Here is a 19,547-nt window from a genome sequence, read left to right on the forward strand (position 1 = left end):
TTTAGCCGTGAATCTCCGTCAGGCGCAGGGCTCGGATCTTGGCATCGGCGACTTCGGCCTTGATGCGCAGCAGCAGCAGGGTGACGTAATACGCCTTGAAGCCAATGGTCATCACCAGCAGCGGCACCAGCATCGCCGGATCAATGGCCGGGCCGCCCATCTTCACCACGCTGGCCGGCTGGTGCAGGGTATTCCACCAGTCAACGCTGAACTTGATGATCGGCACGTTGACGAAGCCGACCAGCGCCAGCACGGCGGCGGCTTTCTGGCCGCGCTGGGGATCATCGAAAGCCCCCTGCAACGCCATGTAACCGAGGTAGAGGAACAGCAGGATCAGCATGCTGGTCAGGCGGGCGTCCCACACCCACCAGGTGCCCCACATCGGCTTGCCCCACAGCGATCCGGTGACAAGGCACAGGAAGGTGAAGCAGGCGCCGACCGGGGCGCTGGCCTTGGCGGCCAGATCAGCCAGCGGGTGTTTCCAGATCAGGGCGACGGCACTGGCCACCGCCATGGCGGTATAGGCAAACAGCCCCATCCACGCGGCAGGCACATGCAGGTACATGATGCGGACCGTATCCCCCTGCTGATAGTCAGCAGGAGAAAACACAAGGGCCCACACCAGTCCGGCGGCCAGAGCCAGAACGGTGGCGGCGATGCTCCACGGCAGGATGGCGTCGGCCAGCCGCAGGAAGCGGGTAGGGTTGGCGAACCGGTGCATCAGGACTCCCGTGGTCTGGGCCCGATCGGACCCGGCGCCCGCAAAGTGGCGTCCGGTGCCGGGGATTACAAGATCCCGTCGAAGCGGGACAGTGTGCGGATCGGGGCTATTCATACCGTTGTCCCGGAATTAAAGCCAGTCTGGCCGGTTGCGCCTTGAGGCACGTCAAACCTTGATTAAGTTTAATGTGGGGTATCTGAACACTGTCTGAAGGATCGGGGCTGAAGAACCGGGGCTGAAGGACAGGGGGAATCCCCCGGCTGAAGACTGGACATCGGCCCGGCTTCGGGCCACAGTTCCGCCGGAATTCAGGGCACGGGGTCCCTGCCGCTTTTATCCCGGTTTCTGTCAGGAGTGCCGTTCATGTCCCAGACCGTATCGTCTTCCGCCGGGGTGTCCGGCCCGGTATTGACCTGTGATGTGGTGGTGGTCGGGGGTGGTCTGGTCGGCGGAACGCTGGCCTGCGGGCTGGCCCAGCACGGGGTCAGCACCATCTGCATCGACAAGGATGACGCCGCCGTTCTGCTGGACACCGGCTACGATGGCCGGTCATCCGCCATTGCGCTGGCCTGCCAGCGGGTGCTGGACGGCACCGGGGTGTGGGCGCATATGGTGGCGGATGTCCAGCCGATTCTGGATATCCGCGTCACCGACAGCAACAGCCCGCTGCACCTGCATTACGATCACCGTGAGGTCGGGGCGCCGATGGGCTATATGGCGGAAAACCGCACCATCCGCCGGGGAATCCTCGCCCGCTTTGCCGAACTGGAGAAAGCCACCCTGCTGGCCCCGGCCTCGGTGGCGGCGGTGGAGCGCCGGGTGGATGGGGCCACGGTCACCCTGACGGACGGCCGGGTGATCCGGGCCCGTCTGGTGGTGGCCGCCGACGGCCGCCGCAGCCAGATCCGTGAGATGGCTGGCATCCGCCTGCAACATGGCCTGCCGTACAATCAGGTCGGCATCGTCATGACCGTCTGGCATGAAAAGGACCATCGCGGCATTGCCCATGAACGGTTCCTGCCGTCGGGGCCGTTCGCCATTCTGCCGCTGCCGGGCGGGCATCATTCCTCGCTGGTGTGGACGGAGAAGGATCCGCTGGCATGGACCATCCTGAAGCTGCCGGAGGAAGAATTCCATGCCGAGCTGATGAGCCGGTTCGGGGATTTCCTCGGAGAGGTCAAGGTGGTCAGCAAGCGGTTCGGCTATCCGCTGACCCTTCAGCATGCCAGCCGCTATATTGATCTGCGGCTGGCGCTGGTGGGGGATGCCGCCCATGGCATGCATCCGGTGGCCGGACAGGGGATGAATTTCGGCCTGCGTGATGTTGCCGCCCTGATTGAGAAGGTGGTGGAGGCGAAGCGGCTGGGCGTCGATGTCGGGGCTGCCACCGTGCTGGAAGGCTATCAGAAATGGCGTCGTTTCGATAACGTTCTGATGTTGGGGATGACCGATGGTCTGGTCCGGCTGTTCTCGAACGATCTCGCGCCGCTGCGGCTGGCCCGCACCGCCGGGATGGCGGTGGTAAACAAGCTGCCCGGCCTCAAGCGGTTCTTCATGCGCCACGCCATGGGCGACGTCGGGGCCCTGCCGAAGCTGATGCAGGGAGAGCCGCTGTAAGCACTCCACCCGGTTCCGAAGGCGGGCGGCAGGCTTTTTACAATCCTGCCGTTGCCTTTAAGGCGCGGATCGTCTACCCCTGTGGGGTTTCATCCACAGCCCGGATCCCTGATCAGGACCGGGCATCGTCAGGATCCAGAGCATTTCATCCGCCATGCGCCTGTTTCGCCATTACGACGAGTTTTCACCGGAGTTCCGGGGCAGCGTGATTGCCCTCGGAAACTTTGATGGCGTCCATCGCGGCCATCAGGCGGTGATCGGCGAGGCGTTGCGCCGGGCCCGGCTGGCCGGGGTTCCCGCCGCCGTGATGACCTTTGATCCACATCCGCGCCGCCTGTTCCGGCCTGACCTGCCGCCGTTTGCCCTGACCAGCCTGCGCCTGAAGGCCCGCCTGATCGAGGCGCTGGGGGTGGATTTCCTCTATGTGCAGCATTTTGACGCCGCCTTTGCCGCCAAAAGTGCCGAAACCTTCATCGAGGAGGTTCTGGTGCGTGGTCTGGGGGTGTCGCATGTGGTGGTGGGGGCCGATTATGCCTTCGGCAAGGGCCGGGGCGGATCGGTGGAGGTGATGCGCGAACACGCCGCCCGCTGCGGCTTTGAGGTGACGGCGGTTGATCTGGTGACCGGTGATCTGGTCACCGGCGCCGATCAGGGGACGGTGTTTTCCTCCACCGTTGTCCGCACGGCGCTGGCCGACGGTGATACGGAGACGGCGACCGCCATTCTGGGCCATCCGTGGGAAATTGAAGGCCGGGTGGAACATGGCGATGCCCGGGGCCGCACCATCGGCTTCCCGACCGCCAATCTGCGTCTCGGCGATTACAGCCGTCCGGCCACCGGGGTGTATGTGGTACAGGCCGGAATCGACCGTGGCGGTAAAACGGACTGGGTCGGCGGGGTTGCCAATTATGGCCGCCGCCCCACCTTTGATAAAACCGATGACCTGCTGGAAGTGCATCTGTTTGACTTTTCCGGCGATCTGTACGGCCAGCACCTGCGGGTGCGGTTCCTGCACCACCTGCGCCCGGAACAGAAGTTCTCCGGTCTTGAGGCCCTGAAGGCCCAGATTCTGGCCGATGCGGCGCAGGCGCGAATTATGTTGGCCCGTGGTGCCGAAAACCACACGGCCTGATCCCTCCTCCGGGACCGGACAGGCCGGCTGCCCAGGACTGACACCGTATTCAGAGTTGAGAACCGTTCCATGACCGTGGATTACAAAGCCTCCGTTTTTCTGCCGAAGACTGATTTCCCGATGCGGGCCGGCCTGCCGAAGCAGGAGCCGGGCCATCTGGAGCGCTGGGAAAAGATGGGCCTGTATGCCCGTCAGCGCCGGGAATCGAAGGGGCGGGATAAGTTTGTCCTGCATGACGGCCCTCCCTATGCCAACGGCCATCTGCACATCGGTCATGCCCTGAACAAGATCCTGAAGGATGTGATCTCCCGCTCGCAGCAGATGCAGGGCAAGGACTCGGTCTATGTGCCGGGCTGGGACTGCCACGGTCTGCCGATCGAATGGAAGATCGAAGAGGAATACCGTAAGAAGGGCAAGGACAAGGACGCCGTTCCGGTGGCCGAGTTCCGCCGCCAGTGCCGTGAGTTCGCCGAAAAGTGGATTGATGTCCAGCGCAGCGAATTCAAGCGCCTCGGCGTGCTGGGCGACTGGTCCAATCCCTATGTCACCATGGATTACTTTGCCGAAGCGCAGACCGTGCGCGAGCTGGGCAAGTTCCTGATGAACGGCAGCCTGTACCGGGGGGCCAAGCCGGTGATGTGGTCGGTGGTGGAAAAGACCGCGCTGGCTGAAGCCGAGATCGAGTATCACGATCACACCTCCACCACCATCTGGGTGCGGTTCCCGGTGGTGTCGTCGCCGGTGGCGGCACTGGCCGGGGCCGATGTGGTGATCTGGACCACCACCCCGTGGACCATGCCGGGCAACCGGGCGCTGGCCTATGGCGCGGCGCTGGAGTACGCCGTGTACCGGGTGACCGATGTGGCCGAGGGGGCGCTGGTGAAGGCCGGTGACCGCCTGTTGCTGGCCCCGGCGCTGGCGGAAGAGGTGATGAAGGTCGGCAAATTCACCGCCGAGGTGGAAGCCGCCGTGTCCGGTGCCGATCTGGCTGGTACCCTCTGTGCCCATCCGCTGCGCGGGCAGGGCTATGACTTTGACGTGCCGATGCTGGCCGGTGAGTTCGTCACCGCCGATCAGGGCACCGGGATCGTCCATCAGGCCCCGGGCCATGGCGAGGACGACTTCATGCTGTGCCGTGAGCATGGCATCGCCGTGCCGGAAACCGTGCAGGATGACGGCACCTATGCCGCCCACATCCCGCTGTTTGCCGGGCAGCATGTCTATAAGGTCGCCCCGGCGGTGATCGAGGCCCTGACCGGGGCCGGGCGTCTGCTGGCCCATGGCAAGCTGGTGCATTCCTATCCGCATTCGTGGCGGTCGAAGGCTCCGCTGATTTATCGGACCACCTCGCAGTGGTTCATCTCGATGGAAGCCAACGACCTGCGCGCCAAGGCGCTTCAGGCCATTGACGATACCCGCTTTGTTCCGGCGGTCGGCAAGAACCGCCTGCGCTCGATGATCGAACAGCGCCCGGACTGGTGTGTGTCGCGTCAGCGCACCTGGGGCACCCCGATCACCGTGTTCGTCAACAAGGCCACCGGCGAGCCGCTGCGCGATCAGGCGGTGCTGGACCGGATCACCGCCGCCGTCGAGGCCCGGGGGGCCGATGCGTGGTTCGAGGACAATCCGCAAAGCTTCCTCGGTGACTCCTATAAGGCCGAAGACTATGAACAGGTCTTCGACGTGCTGGACGTGTGGTTCGACTCCGGCTCGACCCATTCCTTCGTGCTGGAACACCGGGAAGACCTGCACTGGCCGGCCGACCTGTATCTGGAAGGGTCTGACCAGCATCGCGGCTGGTTCCATTCCTCTTTGCTGGAAGCCTGCGGCACCCGGGGCCGGGCCCCGTACAATGCGGTGCTGACCCACGGTTTCACGCTCGACGAGCAGGGCCGCAAGATGTCCAAGTCGCTGGGTAACACCATTGCCCCGCAGGACGTGGTCAATGAATATGGCGCCGATATCCTGCGCCTGTGGGTGATCTCCACCGATTACGCCAATGACCAGCGGATCGGGCCGGAAATCCTGAAGCAGACCGCCGAGACCTACCGCCGTCTGCGCAATACCCTGCGCTATATGCTGGGGGCGCTGGATGGATTCACTGCTGACGAGGCGGTGACCGATGTGGCGGCGATGCCGGAGCTGGAACGCTGGGTCCTGCACCGTCTGGCCGAACTGGATGGGGTGGTCAGGCAGTGTTGCCACGACTTCACCTTCCACACCCTGTTCGCTGAGCTGAACGCCTTCTGCACCTCCGACCTGTCGGCCTTCTACTTCGACATCCGCAAGGATGCGCTGTACTGCGATGCGCCGAATGATCCGGTGCGCCGGGCCTGCCGCACCGTGATGAACACCCTGTTCAACGCGCTGGTGAAGTGGATGGCCCCGTTCCTGGTGTTCACCGCCGAGGAAGCGTGGCTGTGCCGTAACCCGGGCGAAGAGGTCTCGGTGCATCTGACCACCTTCGACGCCATTCCGGCGGACTGGCGCGATGACGCGCTGGCCGAGCGCTGGGAAGCGGTCCGCAAGGTGCGCCGCGTGGTGCTGGGGGCGCTGGAAGGGGCCCGCAATGCCAAGGTGATCGGGGCTTCGTTGCAGGCGCATCCGCAGGTTTATGCTCCGGCGGATCTGCTGGCGCAGATCGACGGTGTGGATATGGCGGATGTCTGCATCACCTCCGGCATCACCCTGAATGCGGCCGATGCTCCGGACGGGGCCTATGCCCTGCCCGACGTTGCCGGGGTCGGCGCGGTGGTGGAAACCGCTTCCGGTGAAAAGTGCCAGCGCTGCTGGAAGGTGCTGCCCGATGTCGGCAGCCACAGCCATGACGGTGTCTGTGGCCGCTGCGATGAGGCGGTGACCGCGATGGCCGGGGCGGTGGCATGATGATCCGCCGCCTGACTGACGGAATGGTTCTCAATCGGTCGTTCTGGCTGTGTCTGCTGCTGGCGCTGGTGGCGCTGACGGCTGATCAGCTGATCAAGCTGTGGGTTGTCGGCCTCTCCGGCGGCGATCCGATGCGGATCGAACTGCTGCCGTTCCTCAATCTGGTGATGGCCTGGAACCGGGGCGTCAGCTTCGGCTTCCTGCACGACAGTGCGCTGGGGCCGTGGCCGCTGCTGGCGCTGGCGGTCGGTTTCTCGGTGTTTCTGGTAATCTGGATGGCGCGGGCGCAGCAGGTTCTGCTGCGTCTGGCGCTGGCCCTGATGATCGGCGGGGCGCTGGGCAACGGCATTGACCGGGTCCGTTGGGAAGCGGTCGCCGATTACATCGACTTTTTCATCGGCGGCTGGCACTTCTGGGCCTTCAATCTGGCCGATGCCTTCATTTCTGTCGGGGCGGCGCTGCTGATTGCAGACAGCTTGTTCCGGCGGGAAAGCTGAAATACAACTGTGCTGTCTGTTTGTCGTTTCCGGCCCGTGCCGGACCGACCGGTTTTGGAGGATGGTTCATGTCTCGTCGGCTGATCGGATCTCTGTGCCTGCTGGTTGCGGCCGGTCTGACCCTGAGCGGGTGCGGTGGCGGGGCGAAGAAGATGCTCGGTCTGGAAAAGCAGACACCCGATGAATTCACCGTGGTGTCGCGGGCGCCGCTGACCGTCCCCCCGGACTTCAAGATGCGTCCGCCGGAACCCGGCGCAACCCGCCCGCAGGAAGGGACCACCGCGGATCAGGCCCGCTCTGCCCTGACCGGCGTCCGTTCTCAGGCCTACGCCCGGGCCGGGATGAGCAGCGGGGAGCAGTTTCTGCTGAAGGAAGCCGGGGCGGGCAGCGCACCGCCGGATATCCGGTCCCTTGTGAACAAGGAAAGCTCGACGCTGGCGGAAGAGGAAAAGAGCTTTACTGACCGTCTGGTGTTCTGGCGGGATCCGGAGCCTGAGGGCACCGTCGTCAACGCAGCGGAAGAGGCGAAGCGCCTGCGGCAGAATCAGGCTCTCGGCAAGTCGGTTTCCTCCGGCGACACCCCGCAGATTGAGCGCCGCCCGCGCGGCATGCTGGAAGGCATGTTTTAAGGCCGGATGGGCACAACGCCTTTCTGATGCCACAGTCTTTTCTATGATCATCGGGCCGGGGACTGGTATCTCCGGCCCTTTGTTTTTCTCCTGATCACCGTCCGCGACCTATCGAACCGGAATTCCCCGATGGCCCTCCGTTCTCCTCCCTTTTCCCGTCCGTTTTCACCGGTTGCCCGACGTGCCGGGGGCCGGGTGTCTTTCGGTCTGCCTGCTTTGGCGGTGTCTCTGCTGGCGTTGATGGCCCCGGCACAGGCCCTGCCCGGGACCGTGGTGCCGCCGACTCCGATGGTGACGGCGGCGGAGGCCCATCCGCTGTTCGATGCCAAGACCTTCACGCTGGAGAATGGCCTGACGGTGGTGGTGGTGGAAAACCACCGGGTGCCGGTGGTCAACCAGATGGTGTGGTATAAGGTGGGGGCGGCGGATGAGCCGCCGGGCAAGTCCGGCCTCGCCCATCTGCTGGAACACCTGATGTTCAAGGGCACGGCGGAGATCCCGCCGGGGGAATTCTCCCGCATCATCGCCCGCAACGGCGGGCAGGATAACGCCTTCACCTCCTCGGATTACACCGCCTACTACCAGACCATCGCCGTGGAACATCTGCCGCTGCTGATGAAGATGGAAGCGGACCGGATGCGCAATCTGCGTCTGGACGATGCCACGGTCCTGACCGAACGCGATGTGGTGGTCGAGGAGCGGTTGAGCCGGGTTGAGAACGAACCCTCCGCCATGCTGGGGGAGCGGGTGGATGCCGCCCTGTGGGGCGTACACCCCTACCGCAATCCGGTGATCGGCTGGGCCAACGAGCTGAAGGCCCTGACGCGGGAGGACGCGCTGGAGTTTTACCGCCGCTGGTATGCCCCCAACAACGCCACGCTGGTGGTGACCGGGGATGTGACAGTCGAGCAGGTTAAAACGCTGGCGGAACAGTATTTTGGTCCGCTGCCGCGCGGGCCGGAGATCACCCGCAGCCGCCCGCAGGACACCGGGCCGCAGGTACAGGCCGCCTTACAGATGCGTCATCCCCGGGTGGCGCAGCCGGAATGGAGCTGGACCCACCGCGCCCCGGGGGTGACGACCGCCACCGACCGCCAGCAGGTGCTGGCCCTTCAGGTGCTGTCGGAAATTCTCGGTGGCGGGCCGGTCAGCCGCCTGTATCGGTCGCTGGTGGTCAAAGATAAGCTGGCGGTCGGCGCGGGCAGCCGCTACAGCCCGCTGGCGGTGGATGAGGGGACCTTCACGGTCTACGCCCTGCCGCGTCCCGGGGTTTCTCCCGAAACCGTCCGCGATGCCGTCAAGGCCCAGATCGCCGCGCTGCTGGCGAACGGGGTGACCGAGCAGGAAGTGCTGGAGGCCCGGCAGCGGATGCGCGCCGGGGTGCTGTATGCCCGCGATACCCTGCAAGGGGCGTCGCAGGCGATTGGATCCGCCCTGACGGTTGGCTCCACGCTGAATGACATCGAACAGTGGCCCCAGCAGATCAATACCGTCACTCAGGAACAGGTGATGGAGGCGGCCCGGCTGGTCCTGCGGGAGGAGGGCGGAGTCAGCGCCCTGCTGCTGCCGGAAACGCCGCCCGCGCCTCCGGCGGCCCCGGCCAGGTCGAAGACCCCCGCCAAGCCCAAGACCGGCGCCAAGCCGTAACGGAGTAAGAATGATGACGATCGGTCTGTCCCTGAAAGCAGGGAAACTGTCCGGGCTTGTGGCTGGAGTGGTGATGGGTCTGTGGGCGGCGATGACGCTGTCTGCCTCCGCACAGGCGGTGGAGGCCCAGCGGGTGATCAGCCCCGGCGGCATCGAGGCGTGGCTGGTGGAGGACCATTCCGTCCCCGTGCTGTCGGTCAGCCTTGGCTTTAAGGCCGGGGGATCGGCCTATGATCCTGTGGGGAAGGAAGGGCTGGCGACACTGGTCAGCGGCATGCTGGATGAAGGGGCGGGGGATCTCGACAGTTTCGCCTTCCGCACCCGTCTGGAAAACACCGCGATCCATCTGTCCTTTTCCGCATCCCCCAACAGCTTTACCGGCACCCTGAAAACCGTTTCCGACCACCGGATGGAGGCGTTTGAGCTGCTGCGGCTGGCGCTGACCAAGCCGCGCTTTGATGCGGAGCCGCTGGACCGGGTCCGGCACCAGATTCTGGCCGGGCTGGCGGAAGAAGCCGAAGATCCGGACAGCATCGCCGGGGAGGCGCTGGACCGCCTGCTGTTCCCGGGGCATCCCTATTCCCGCCCGGCCAAAGGCACGGTCAAGACGGTCTCGGCCCTGAAAGTCGCCGATCTGCGGGCCTTCGTCGCTTCCCGCCTGACCCTTGATGGCCTGAAGGTCGGTGTGTCCGGCGATATCTCCCCGCTGGAACTGGGGCAGATGCTGGATAAGACCTTCGGCGCGTTGCCGAAGGTGGCAAACGTCCCCGCCCTCGCCGCTGTTGCGATCCCGGAACAGGGCGGCACCGCGGTGATTGACCGTGATCTGCCGCAGGCGGTGGCGGTGTTTGCCCAGCCGGGGCTGGATCGCGCCGATCCGGATTTCTATCCGGCCTATGTGGTCAATTACATCCTTGGCGGTGGCGGATTTTCATCGCGTCTGATGACCGAGGTCCGTGAAAAGCGCGGGTTGGCCTACTCGGTGTATGCCTATTTTCAGGATCTGGACGGGGCTCCGCTGATTGTCGGCGGTGTCTCCACCAATGCCGCCCGGGTCGGGGAAAGCCTGTCGGTGATTGCCGGGGAATGGCGGAAAATGGCGGAAAACGGCCCGACGCAGGAAGAGCTGGATGCGGCAAAATCCTATCTGATCGGATCGTGGCCGCTGCGCTTCACCTCCACCGGATCGGTGGCGGCGATGCTGATGTCGATGCAGATGGATGGCTATCCGCTGGATCATCTGAAGACCCGGAACGCCAGGGTGGAGGCGGTGACGCTGGAGGATGCCCGCCGCGCTGCCCGCCGCCTGTGGCAGGCGGATCAGCTGAAAACCGTGGTGGTCGGGCGCCCAAAAGGGGTGACGCCGACCCTGACCGTTCCGACGGCTCCGTAACGGTCGGCTCGTTATGGTTCAACAGTGGCCTCCCCCGGTCCCGGACCGGAGGAGGCCATTCTGTTTAAAGGGGACGGATCGGCCTGATGCCGTGTGTCTGATTCCGTGTGCCAGATTCCGTGTGCCAGATTCCGTGTGCCAGATTCCGTGTGAAGGTTGTGGGTAACCCCGGAGTCGCATCGCGCCGCCCGTTGACCTTACCGCAGGAACGGTTACGCTGATGGATGATACCTCAGGGGGATATCTCCCTCCGGCCTGTCTGTTCCGGGTCTGTTGATCCCGGAGAGAAGCGCGCGGACGGCCCCCGTTCCTTATTGGGTGCCGCATGTCGCTGCTTACCACGTCCCCGGCTGATGCCCGTCTGCGGGCCCATGCCGCGGAAACCGCTTCCCTGCATCTGCGCGATCTGTTCGATACGGATCCGGACCGGTTCCGGCGGTTTTCCCGCCAGCCGGGCGGTGATCTGTCCGGGCTGGTGGTGGATTTCTCCAAGACCCGCCTGACCGATGAGACGCTGGCCCTGCTGACCGATCTGGTCCGCGACCGGCAGGTGGAAGCGGCGCGGGACCGGATGTTTGCCGCCGACCGCATCAACTGTAGCGAACGCCGGGCGGTGCTGCATGTCGCCCTGCGCAACCGCAGCAACCGGCCGGTCCTGCTGGATGGCCATGATGTGATGCCGGACGTCAACCGCGTCCTCGGCAAGATGAAGCGGTTTGTCGATGCCGTGCGCGAAGGCATCTGGCGCGGGGCCTCCGGCCAGCCGATTGAGACGGTGGTCAATATCGGTATCGGCGGCTCCGACCTTGGGCCGCGGATGGTGACGGAGGCGCTGACTCCCTACCACCGTCACGATCTGACCGTCCGCTTTGTCTCCAACGTCGATGCCAGCGACATGATGGAGACCCTGAAGCAGTGCCGCCCCGATACCACCCTGTTCATTGTGGCGTCGAAGACCTTCACTACGCAGGAAACCCTGACCAATGCCCACACCGCCCGCCGTTGGCTGGTGGAGCATCTGGGCGAAGAGGCGGTGGCCAACCATTTCGTTGCGCTGTCGACCAATGAGAAGGAGGTCTCGGCCTTCGGGATCAATCCGGCGCATATGTTTGAATTCTGGGACTGGGTCGGCGGTCGCTATTCGCTGTGGTCGGCAATCGGTCTGCCGATTGCGCTGGCAGTGGGCTTTGAGCGGTTCGAGGAACTGCTGGCCGGGGCGCATGCCATGGACGAGCATTTCCGCACCGCCCCGCTGCACGACAACCTGCCGATGCTGCTGGGGATGGTCGGGGTGTGGCACACCACCTACCTCGGGGCTCCGGCGCAGGCGATTCTGCCCTATGATCAGTACCTTGACCGTCTTGCGGCCCACCTTCAGCAGGTGGATATGGAATCCAACGGCAAGGGCGTGACGGTGGATGGCCAGCGGGTGGAGTATACCACCGGCCCGATCCTGTTCGGGCAGGCCGGGACCAACGGTCAGCACAGCTTCTATCAGCTGATCCATCAAGGCAGCTGGCTGATCCCCTGCGACTTTATTGCCGCCGCCACCAGCCATAATCCGGTCGGGGACCATCACGCCAAGCTGCTGTCCAACTTCTTCGCCCAGTCGGAAGCCCTGATGCGGGGTAAAACCGCCGGGGAAGCCCGGGCTGAACTGGTGGCGGAGGGCCGTTCCGAAGCCGAAATCGAAAAACTTCTGCCGCACAAGCAGTTCCCCGGAGACCGGCCCAGCACCTCGATCCTGTTGCCGCAGCTGACGCCGTTCACCCTTGGGGCTCTGGTGGCGCTGTATGAACACCGGATTTTCGTGCAGGGGGTGATCTGGGGCATCAACAGCTTTGACCAGTGGGGGGTGGAACTGGGCAAGCAGCTGGCCAAGCAGATTCTGCCGGAGTTGACCGGCGAGGGCGAGGTGTCGTCGCATGACTCCTCCACCAACGGGTTGATCAACGCCTACAAACGCCTGCGGCAATAAGGTACAGTCGGGCGGGGTGCTCCTGCCCTGATCCGCGAGACTGTTCCGATGACCATCCGTCTGCTGCCCCCGACCCTGATCAACCGCATCGCTGCGGGTGAGGTGGTGGAGCGCCCGGCTTCTGCGGTGAAGGAGCTGGTGGAAAATGCCGTCGATGCCGGGGCCCGCCGGATTGACGTGACGATGGTGGATGGCGGCAAGGCGGCGATTATCGTCACCGATGATGGCCGGGGCATGACCCCGGCGGAGATGGAGCTGGCGGTGGAACGCCATGCCACCTCCAAGCTGCCGGACGATGACCTGTTCAATATCGGCTTTCTCGGCTTCCGGGGCGAGGCGCTGCCCTCGATCGGATCGGTGGCGCGCCTGACCCTGACCAGCCGCCCGGCCGGGCAGGACAGTGCCTGGAGCCTGCTGATTGAAGGCGGCCTGAAAGGCGCACCGGAACCGGCGGCGCATCCGTTTGGCACCCGGATCGAGGTCCGGGATCTGTTCTATGCCACCCCGGCCCGCCTGAAATTCCTGAAAGCGTCCCGCACCGAATATCAGCACGCCGAGGATGTGATCCAGCGGCTGGCGATGGCCCACCCGGATGTCAGCTTCACCCTGACCGGGGAGTCCCGCACCACCCTGCGCCTGAACGCGGCGCAGGGGGACCTGTTTGATGCGCGGCTGAAACGGCTGGCCGATGTGCTGGGACGGGAGTTCTCCGACAACGCGGTGCTGCTGAATGCCGAGCGGGAGGGCGTGCGCCTGTCCGGGCATGTCGGCCTGCCCACCTTCAACCGGGGCAATGCCCAGCACCAGTACCTGTTCGTCAATGGCCGCCCGGTGAAGGACCGCCTGCTGACTGGGGCGGTGCGCGGGGCCTATCAGGATTTTCTGGCCCATGACCGCCACGCAGTGGTGGCCCTGTATCTGGATCTGCCGCCGTCGGATGTGGATGTGAACGTGCACCCGGCCAAAGCTGAGGTCCGCTTCCGTGATCCGGGACTGGTGCGCGGGCTGATTGTCGGGGCGATCCGCCATGCCCTGAACGAGGCCGGGCACCGGGCTTCTTCCACGGTGGCGGCGCAGGCGCTGGGGGCACTGTTGCCGCAGGGGGACGCTGCCGTCACCCGCCCGGCCCTGCCGTTCACCGGGTCATTGTGGAACCGTCCGGCTCCGCCGCCGGCGGCGGTCCGCGATGCCGCCTTTCAGTCCCAGTCGCCCGGCTGGGGGGCGGCCACCCTGCCTTCTGATGGTTTCAGCGAGCGGATGGCCCCGGGATCTTACACCGCGGCCCCCTTTGCCCGGGCGGTGGAAACACCGGTTGATCCGGCCGATGAGGCCGCCCGCTATCCGCTGGGGGTGGCGCGGGGGCAGGTTCACAACACCTATATCGTGGCGCAGACGGCGGATGGTCTTGTGATTGTTGACCAGCACGCCGCCCACGAGCGGCTGGTCTATGAACGGATGAAGGAGGCGCTGGCCTCCGGCGGAATCCGGCGGCAGATGTTGCTGATCCCGGAAGTGGTGGAGCTGGATTCCGCTGCCGCTGACCGGCTGGTGGCCAAGGCGGCGGATCTGGCCGCTCTCGGGCTGGTGATTGAAGGCTTTGGCGACGGCGCGGTGGTGGTGCGGGAGATTCCGTCGCTGCTGGGCGATACCGATGTGCAGGGGCTGATCCGCGATCTGGCCGATGATCTGGCCGAAACCGATCAGGCGCTGGCCCTTCAGGACCGGCTGGCCGATGTCTGCGGCACCATGGCCTGTCATGGCAGTGTGCGGGCCGGGCGGGTCCTGTCCGCCCCCGAAATGAATGCTTTGCTGCGGCAGATGGAGGTGACCCCCCATTCCGGTCAGTGCAATCATGGCCGCCCCACCTATGTGGAGCTGAAGCTGAAGGATATTGAAAAGCTGTTCGGGCGGCGCTGATGCTGATCGAGTGGCTGAAACACACCCTGATCCGCTGCCCGGCAGCCCTGAAAGACGCCGGGGTTCTCTATGATCTGATCGCGCTGGAAAGCCGGGCGCACCGCCTGCGGCGGGCGTGGCAGCCGCATCATGAAACCTGCCGTCATCTGATAACCGCGTGGGCGGAGCAGACTCCGGGCCGTGACTGCGCGGTGATTCTCGGATCCGGCCTGTTGTTGGAAATCCCGCTGGAAGTCCTGACCCGGACGTTCCGCCGGGTGGTGCTGGTCGATCTGTTCCATATGCCGTCGGTGCGGCGGGCGGTTCGGTCTTTCCCCGGAGTCGAGCTGTGTGAAACCGACCTGACCGGGTGTCTGGACCGGATGGCGGAGACGGCGGCCCGGGGCAGCCTGCCGGACCCGCAGGCGGTTTTTCCACAGGCGGTGGAGGCCGATCTGGTGATTTCCGCCAATTGTCTCAGTCAGTTATCGCTGCGTCCGGCGGTGGTGGCGTGGCACGGCGGCGCTTTGATCCCGGACCGGATCCGCCAGTGGGAGGCGCAGGTGATCGCCGCGCATCTGACGGCCCTTCAGGCGTTGCCGGGGCGGGTCGGCCTGATCTGTGATACCGCCCGCATCGGGACGCATATCCGCACCGGGGCGGTGCAGGAACGGTATGATCTGGTGCATGGGGTGGCTTTGCCCGCTTTTGCGCAGGCTCCGCTGCATTGGGACTGGCAGGTGGCCCCGGCCGGGGAAGACCACCGCCAGATCCGTTACCACCACACGATGACCGGAGGGCTGCTGGCATCAGGGGGCTGACTTATCCTCCAGATAATTATCCCCACGGCCCTTTCCGGGGCGGGGAGGCCGGGGGCTGCCCCCACGGGCTGCGCGGCTGGGCAAACCCGGCGCTGCCACCGCCCCGGATGCCCATCTCCGCCGCCAGCGTTTCCAGCGCGGCAATGCGGTTGCGGGTGTTGGGATGGGTGGAGAACAGGTTATCCCGAACTCCGCCGTGCAGCGGGTTGATGATGAACATATGGGCGGTGGCCGGATTCCGCTCCGCCGCGCTGTTGTAGGTGGCGTGCGCCCCCTGTTCCAGCTTGGCCAGCGCCGAGGCCAACGCCAGCGGATTGCCGCAGATCTGGGCCCCCAGACGGTCCGCCTCGTATTCGCGCCCACGGGAGATTCCCATCTGCACCAGCATGGCCGCCAGCGGGGCAACGATCATCATCACCAGACTGCCGATCATGCCGAGTGGATTGCTGTTGCCGTTCTCGTCATTGCTGCGGGTGGCGGAGAACAGGAAGGCGAAGTTCCCCAGCATGGAGATTGCCCCGGCCAGCGTGGCGGTGATGGTCATGATCAGGGTGTCACGGTTGCGCACATGGGCCAGTTCATGCGCCATCACCCCGGCGACTTCCTCGCCGTTCAGGCGGTTGAGCAGGCCGGTGGTGGCGGCAACGGCGGCGTGCTGCGGATCCCGGCCGGTGGCAAAGGCGTTCGGCTGATCCGACTCGATGATATAGACCTTGGGCATCGGCATATTGGCCCGGCGGGCCAGTTCGGCGACGATGCCGTAGAAATTCGGCGCCTCCTGCGGGCCGACCTCCTGCGCGCCGTACATCGACAGCACCATGCGGTCAGAATTCCAGTAGGCAAACAGGTTCATCGCCACGGCTGCACCAAAGGCGATCAGCGTGCCGCCGGGGCCGCCGATCAGGTACCCGACGGTCAGGAACAGGGCAGTCATCGCCGCCAGCAGCAGGGCCGTCCGCGCAAAGCGCATCGGGAAATCCTCCAGTCCGTGTCCGGCTGACGGTGCCCGGCCGCTGCACCGGACGGCAGGCGGCGGGGCGGGGCGGGAAAAACCACTTGTGCCCGGCCCCTGAGTGTATAGGTAAACAGCAGAAGACAGCCGTCAAGAGGGGATCCGTCTCATTCGCGAATATCACGCTGAGGAAGGGGACACCCGCTGACGGTCTGGATGCATCTTTGGCTGAAGCCTGTGGAGAACATGATGGATAATTCTGAAACGACTCCGGCACATTCTGTGGATAACTCTGTGGAGATCCATGGGGCTGAGCCGATGGATAAGCCTGTTGAAAACAGTGTGGAGAGCGGTGAGAAAGCAGCGGAAGACTCAGAAAATAATAAACACGATCAGGAGATTGGTGGACCAAAAGGCCCTGAGCCGACCCGTTTTGGCGATTGGGAGCGGAACGGACGGTGCAGTGACTTTTAATGCTGTTGAGGATTTCCGGACGGGGGTCTGCGGGGGCTGGGGGTGAGTGGGGAAAAGGGTCCATTCTCCACAGAAGAAACCCGTGGAGGATTGCCACCGGGGTCGGGATAACCGCCTCGCAGACTCCTAAAGTGTTCTTGTATTGTTCTCTTTCCCCTTATAGGGTTTCCGGTAGGAGCCAGCAGGCGAGTCAGCATGTCATGAGAGTTTCCGATGCCGGTCCGCCGTTTTACCCGTTCTGTCTTGTCGGCCCTGCTGCCGTTGATCGGCCTTGGCGGGGCAGGTCTCGGTGCCCGGGCGGCGGAGGAGATCCCCGGTCCGGTTGATGCGGTGGTCCTGAAGGTGATTGACGGGGATACGGTCCGGGTCTCTGCCCGGATCTGGCTGAACCAGACCGTCGAAACTCTCGTCCGCCTGAAGGGGGTGGATACGCCGGAACTGAAAGGGGCCTGCCCGAGAGAGAAAGAGCTGGCGGCGCAGGCACGGGCCGTGGTGATGCAGTCCTTACCGGAAGGGGAAACTGTCCAGCTGCTGGATGTGGAGCCGGATAAATACGGTGGCCGGGTGGTGGCCCGTCTCCAGACGCCTGATGGAAAAGATCTTTCCGCTGTCCTGATCGCGTCGGGACTGGCGTATGCCTATCACGGCGGTCGTAAGATGCCGTGGTGCCCATAAGCCTGTCTGCCGAGGGCCGGGGTGTGGAAAATCTTTCCACACCTGTAAAATTCGCTACACTTGCCGGCGTAGCATGGCCGCGGGTGGGGGCTGGGGGCTTCGGGGGGACGGTACCCGGGCACCGGTGCAGCGGTGATGAGGCACAGGTGAGGCTTTTGGCGTTGGGGCAATGGCATTCTGGGACTTTTTGACCCGATTGCTGCAAGCGTCTCCTCAGGCGGTGGACGCCGGGGACGGCACGGCAGAGACCGTGGTGGCAGCGGTCGAGTCCGTCGTGTTGGTGACGGATTTTGAGAATGACAGCGGCGCTGTCAGTGATGCCGTGGCGGAAACGCTGCGGTCGATCCGGGGGGGCACCGCCCGCCGGGTCGGTGGCAGCTGCGGTGTGGTTGATGACGGCGAAGTGCTGCCGTCCACTCTGGCGGCGGCGACCCGCCTTGCCCGGCGCGGGGGCCTGAGCCGTGGGGCGCAGGCGGTGATTTTCGGGCAGGTGATGGGGGCGACCGTCCGGTTGCGCTTCGTTCCGACCCAGTTGGAAGGGGACTCTGGCTTCGGCACCCTTCTGCCCGGTGACTTCCTTGATCTGCCATTTCCGTTCGGCGAGCGGGGTGATCTGATTGCTGCCTGTGCGGTGGCTGCTCTGGCCTGTCCGGCGGATGCGGCCCGGAAGCATCGTCTGGACCGTCTGCGCGGACTGATGCCTGCGGCGGAGCGCCAGTGTCAGGCCCTTGCGGCCTCAGGCTCCGCCCATGCCTCGGCGTCAGCCAGCCTGTGTTATGCGGCGATGGTGGCGGAAGTCGGGTTCCGGACCGATGAGCCGGAGGTCCTGCGGCAATCCCTTGAGATGATCCGGACAGCCCTGTCCAAGGGGAAGGATCAGCTGACCTCGGCGCAGGTGGCGGCGGCCCGGGTCCGCTTCGGCGATATCCAGATGAAGTTCGGCATCGAAGACCGCAGCAATGATCTGCTGGAAGAGGCGGCCCACCACTTCAAGCTGGCCGCCGATGTGTTCACCTTTGAAACATTCCCCGAAGAGTTTGCTTTGCTGAGGGCGCAGGCTGGCCGGGCCCTGCACCGGCTGGCAGTGGCCGGGGGCAAGACAACGGTGATGAAGGAAGCGGTTCAGTCCTATTTTGATGCTGCAAAAGTGTGGACCAAAGGGGCAAATCCGGACCGCTGGGCCGAAATGCAGCAGAGCATGGGGGCCGTGATGAGCCATCTGGGTGAATTTTCCGGGAATTCGGAGATTCTCGGCCGGGCCTGTAAGATTTTTGAAGGGGCGGCGGAAGTCTGGTCGAAAGAAAAGGCTCCGCGCCGCTGGGCTGGCCTGATGAACAACATTGGGGCCTGCCGGTTTGCGCAAGGCAAGCGGTCGGGGGATCTCCCGGTTCTGCGCGAAGCGTCGGAGAGTTTTGCCAGGGCGCTGGAGGTTTATTCTGCGATGGGAATGAACCGGAATGTCTTTGTGACCCAGAAAAATCTGGCCCGGGTTGACCGGTTGATCTCGGTGCAGGAAGGGCGGGAATAGTCCCCCCGTTCCCTCCCCCGTCCCGGGGCGGCAGCGGATGGCCGGGCGGTGCGGAACCGGCTTGAACCCTGCCTTTTTGGGGTCTTTCTGTTCTGGTCATTTAAAGACGGGGGGAGTAGAGTGCCCCGCGTTTCCGATGTATTTTGCGGCCCTATTTACTATTGAATGATTGTAAATTGCGGTTCTTGCGGATCAGGTCGCCAAAACGGGATAATCCCGGGATCAGTCTTGACGCTGAGCGTCGGCACGACTAGGACCTGTCGGAACATGTGATCGTCGGCGCGGAAGAGAGAGCCCGCCGCCCTCTTGGACAGTACAGCGGAGAGTTGACCGCAGATGGCTTACGTCGTTACCGAAAACTGCATTAAGTGCAAGTACACCGACTGCGTCGAGGTTTGCCCCGTAGACTGTTTCTACGAAGGGGAAAACTTCCTGGTCATCAACCCGGATGAATGCATCGACTGCGGTGTGTGTGAACCGGAATGCCCGGCGGAAGCCATTTTCCCGGATTCCGAGGCACTGGCGGCCAAGTGGGCGGAATTTAACCGCACCTATTCGACCCAGTGGCCGAACATCACCCGCAAGAAAGACCCGATGCCGGGGGCTGATGACTGGCAGAACAAGCCGGGCAAGGCCGATATGGTCAGCACCAAGCCGGGCGGCTGACCTGCGGCCGGAGCTGCGGTTCCGGCACGGTTTCA

16 protein-coding genes are annotated in these 19,547 nt (G+C 64.5%); 14 read left to right on the forward strand and 2 right to left on the reverse strand.

The features are described 5' to 3' along the window. Nucleotide 1: 1 nt before the first annotated feature. Nucleotides 2-721 carry a heme ABC transporter permease gene (locus FHS48_RS06155; RefSeq protein ID WP_184262420.1) on the reverse strand — a complete coding sequence of 240 codons (720 nt, stop codon included), beginning with the start codon at nt 719-721 and terminating at the stop codon, nt 2-4. Nucleotides 722-1,084: 363 nt separating this feature from the next. On the opposite strand from FHS48_RS06155, the gene FHS48_RS06160 reads away from it, so the two are divergent. From FHS48_RS06160 to FHS48_RS06205, 10 genes are all read left to right on the forward strand, one after another. Further along, nucleotides 1,085-2,338 carry a UbiH/UbiF/VisC/COQ6 family ubiquinone biosynthesis hydroxylase gene (locus FHS48_RS06160; RefSeq protein WP_184262421.1) on the forward strand — a complete coding sequence of 418 codons (1,254 nt, stop codon included), beginning with the start codon at nt 1,085-1,087 and terminating at the stop codon, nt 2,336-2,338. A 154-nt stretch (nt 2,339-2,492) separates the two neighbouring features. Further along, complete coding sequence (locus tag FHS48_RS06165; RefSeq protein WP_184262422.1) at nt 2,493-3,470, forward strand: bifunctional riboflavin kinase/FAD synthetase; 978 nt, start codon at nt 2,493-2,495, stop codon at nt 3,468-3,470. A gap of 69 nt (nt 3,471-3,539) precedes the next feature. After that, nucleotides 3,540-6,356 carry an isoleucine--tRNA ligase gene (gene ileS / locus FHS48_RS06170; protein WP_184262423.1) on the forward strand — a complete coding sequence of 939 codons (2,817 nt, stop codon included), beginning with the start codon at nt 3,540-3,542 and terminating at the stop codon, nt 6,354-6,356. Next, nucleotides 6,353-6,853: a signal peptidase II gene (gene lspA, locus FHS48_RS06175; protein WP_260402363.1), complete on the forward strand. Its 501-nt coding sequence runs from the start codon at nt 6,353-6,355 to the stop codon at nt 6,851-6,853. The genes ileS and lspA overlap by 4 nt, the downstream gene beginning before the upstream one ends. Before the next feature lie 68 nt (nt 6,854-6,921). Further along, nucleotides 6,922-7,482 carry a DUF3035 domain-containing protein gene (locus tag FHS48_RS06180; protein ID WP_184262424.1) on the forward strand — a complete coding sequence of 187 codons (561 nt, stop codon included), beginning with the start codon at nt 6,922-6,924 and terminating at the stop codon, nt 7,480-7,482. 129 nt (nt 7,483-7,611) lie between these two features. Further along, the gene (locus FHS48_RS06185) at nt 7,612-9,129 is read left to right on the forward strand and encodes a M16 family metallopeptidase (RefSeq protein ID WP_260402364.1); all 1,518 of its coding nucleotides are present in this window, start codon (nt 7,612-7,614) and stop codon (nt 9,127-9,129) included. A gap of 10 nt (nt 9,130-9,139) precedes the next feature. Then, nucleotides 9,140-10,522, forward strand: coding sequence for a M16 family metallopeptidase (locus FHS48_RS06190; RefSeq protein WP_184262425.1), 1,383 nt, complete (start codon nt 9,140-9,142; stop codon nt 10,520-10,522). A gap of 325 nt (nt 10,523-10,847) precedes the next feature. After that, complete coding sequence (gene pgi / locus FHS48_RS06195) at nt 10,848-12,500, forward strand: glucose-6-phosphate isomerase (RefSeq protein WP_184262426.1); 1,653 nt, start codon at nt 10,848-10,850, stop codon at nt 12,498-12,500. A 48-nt stretch (nt 12,501-12,548) separates the two neighbouring features. Further along, a complete protein-coding gene (gene mutL, locus FHS48_RS06200) occupies nt 12,549-14,417 on the forward strand; it encodes a DNA mismatch repair endonuclease MutL (protein ID WP_184262428.1) in 1,869 nt (622 codons plus the stop codon). After that, on the forward strand, nt 14,417-15,217 hold the full coding sequence (locus FHS48_RS06205) for a hypothetical protein (RefSeq protein ID WP_184262430.1): 801 nt from the start codon (nt 14,417-14,419) through the stop codon (nt 15,215-15,217). The genes mutL and FHS48_RS06205 overlap by 1 nt, the downstream gene beginning before the upstream one ends. A gap of 16 nt (nt 15,218-15,233) precedes the next feature. Here the strand turns inward: FHS48_RS06205 and htpX are convergent, their stop codons facing one another. Beyond that, the gene (htpX, locus tag FHS48_RS06210) at nt 15,234-16,187 is read right to left on the reverse strand and encodes a zinc metalloprotease HtpX (protein WP_184262432.1); all 954 of its coding nucleotides are present in this window, start codon (nt 16,185-16,187) and stop codon (nt 15,234-15,236) included. Nucleotides 16,188-16,418: 231 nt separating this feature from the next. Here htpX and FHS48_RS19910 point away from each other — a divergent pair, with 231 nt between their 5' ends. The 4 genes from FHS48_RS19910 to fdxA all read left to right on the forward strand — a co-directional run bounded on the left by FHS48_RS19910 (nt 16,419) and on the right by fdxA (nt 19,512). Next, nucleotides 16,419-16,643 carry a DUF1674 domain-containing protein gene (locus tag FHS48_RS19910; RefSeq protein WP_311769093.1) on the forward strand — a complete coding sequence of 75 codons (225 nt, stop codon included), beginning with the start codon at nt 16,419-16,421 and terminating at the stop codon, nt 16,641-16,643. A 213-nt stretch (nt 16,644-16,856) separates the two neighbouring features. Then, complete coding sequence (locus tag FHS48_RS06220) at nt 16,857-17,318, forward strand: thermonuclease family protein (RefSeq protein WP_184262434.1); 462 nt, start codon at nt 16,857-16,859, stop codon at nt 17,316-17,318. A 196-nt stretch (nt 17,319-17,514) separates the two neighbouring features. Then, nucleotides 17,515-18,846 (forward strand): hypothetical protein, encoded by a 1,332-nt coding sequence (locus tag FHS48_RS06225; protein WP_184262436.1) that lies wholly within the window; start codon nt 17,515-17,517, stop codon nt 18,844-18,846. A gap of 336 nt (nt 18,847-19,182) precedes the next feature. Beyond that, nucleotides 19,183-19,512 carry a ferredoxin FdxA gene (gene fdxA / locus FHS48_RS06230; RefSeq protein WP_184262438.1) on the forward strand — a complete coding sequence of 110 codons (330 nt, stop codon included), beginning with the start codon at nt 19,183-19,185 and terminating at the stop codon, nt 19,510-19,512. Nucleotides 19,513-19,547: the final 35 nt, after the last annotated feature.

This window comes from Novispirillum itersonii (assembly GCF_014205675.1).
Lineage (GTDB): Bacteria > Pseudomonadota > Alphaproteobacteria > Rhodospirillales > Rhodospirillaceae > Novispirillum > Novispirillum itersonii_A.